We start from the raw sequence: 1,405 nt of genomic DNA, 5'->3' as shown, positions 1-1,405 counted from the left end.
GGACCTCGCTGATCTTCACGCTCCAGTCCTTGGTCGCCATCCTTGAACACCTTTCTCACCTAAAGGTGTTGCGACGACCAGTTGAATCCGCCCTGTGATTCCGAAACATTGTCTGTCCGTACGGAACCCTTTGCGTCCACCGTGGACACAAACCCTGCCTCGGTCAAGCATGCGGCTTCCTTTTCCGCCCATGCATTTCTGTCGACCCACTCGACTAGTTCCGGAATGGGGCGGTCTGCGGCTGCCTCGGGCCGATCTCGCTCCAATATCTTCAGCCGCGCCTCGAGCTTTTCTGCTTCCGTAAGCGAGGGGCGCGTGGGAGTCACCGAAGGCTTCCAGTCAGCCAATACCGGGTAGGCCCCGCCGGGCCCACTCACCGCCGGTGGGAGCTCCGGCTCGCTCGTGCACGATGCTAAGCTTAGGACCGACAAAGCTACGAGCGCAGCACCTTTCCTCAACCTCCCGAATTCCCAACCAGCTTCAGCTACACGGTCAATGGGAGATGCAGTATCCATTTGCATAGGTGATAACCGGAGCGGTTGCCGTCCACCGCGCGCGTGTTGTGTTCAGCTTCAGCTCAAGAACAAGGCTTCGAGTCTTTTCTTTGTGACCACCTAGCTCAAGGATCAGCACCCCACCTGCACTTTGATAGGCCGTGGCTCCTACAATTCCCGCGAGCGGCGCTCGACACTCCGCGACCCCAGAGCGGGTAGCTGCCCCCGCAGGGATCACTGTCGACGCTATGAGCCCTGCACTTGCAAGACTAGCGAGTGCGACTGTTCTCCATCGAGACACATCGGTCTCCTTAGTATTAGGTTGCCCCACATCACAGAGAGTGATTAGCACCATATAACAGTAGAGGATATCGTGCAACAACGCGAATGACACTTGGAGGACTGGTCGTGCCGACGTAGGTTGGTTCATCTTTGAAAGGCTCGAGTTTTACATGAAAGTGTTATCGCTCGCTTATGCGGCTGAACGGGCTGCGATCCCAGGATCTGTGGAGGAACTCTATAGCCAAGCGTTCTGTCGTCCGACAGAACGAATGCCTTTCGCAAGCATCGCTCTAACTCTTCAAAGCGCGCGCAAGCCGCTGGGCGCCCTCATCAATCGTGGACTCATCGACGGCAGAAAACGCGATCCGGACGTGGGTTTCGGGCTCAGTATCGACAAAGCAGCCATTTCCGGGGATGACGACAACCTTCTCGGCCACTGCCGCCTGAAGGACGTCTCCCCAGGGCGTCTCGCGCTTCGGGAGGGTGAGCCATAGGAAGAAGCCACCGTCCGGGATCCGGAATTGGGTTCCGTCCGGCGGTCAAGTCCCTTGTAGTGGTGTAACGGCGTTTTCCTCTCGTTTGGGGTTTTAGCTTGCTAGTGCGGGCGTGTCGGTATCGGTCATGGTCGT

Annotated in this window: 1 protein-coding gene; it reads left to right on the top strand. The window is 57.7% G+C overall.

From position 1 onward, the window contains the following. The first annotated feature begins 946 nt into the window (after positions 1 to 946). Positions 947 to 1,270 carry a hypothetical protein gene (locus tag BSZ39_RS14000; protein WP_158025220.1) on the top strand — a complete coding sequence of 108 codons (324 nt, stop codon included), beginning with the start codon at positions 947 to 949 and terminating at the stop codon, positions 1,268 to 1,270. The last annotated feature ends 135 nt before the right edge of the window (positions 1,271 to 1,405 follow it).

Source organism: Bowdeniella nasicola (assembly GCF_001907295.1).
Taxonomy (GTDB): domain Bacteria; phylum Actinomycetota; class Actinomycetes; order Actinomycetales; family Actinomycetaceae; genus Bowdeniella; species Bowdeniella nasicola.
The sequence above is the reverse complement of the archived record's forward strand: the minus strand, read 5'-3'. Positions and strand labels throughout refer to the sequence as shown.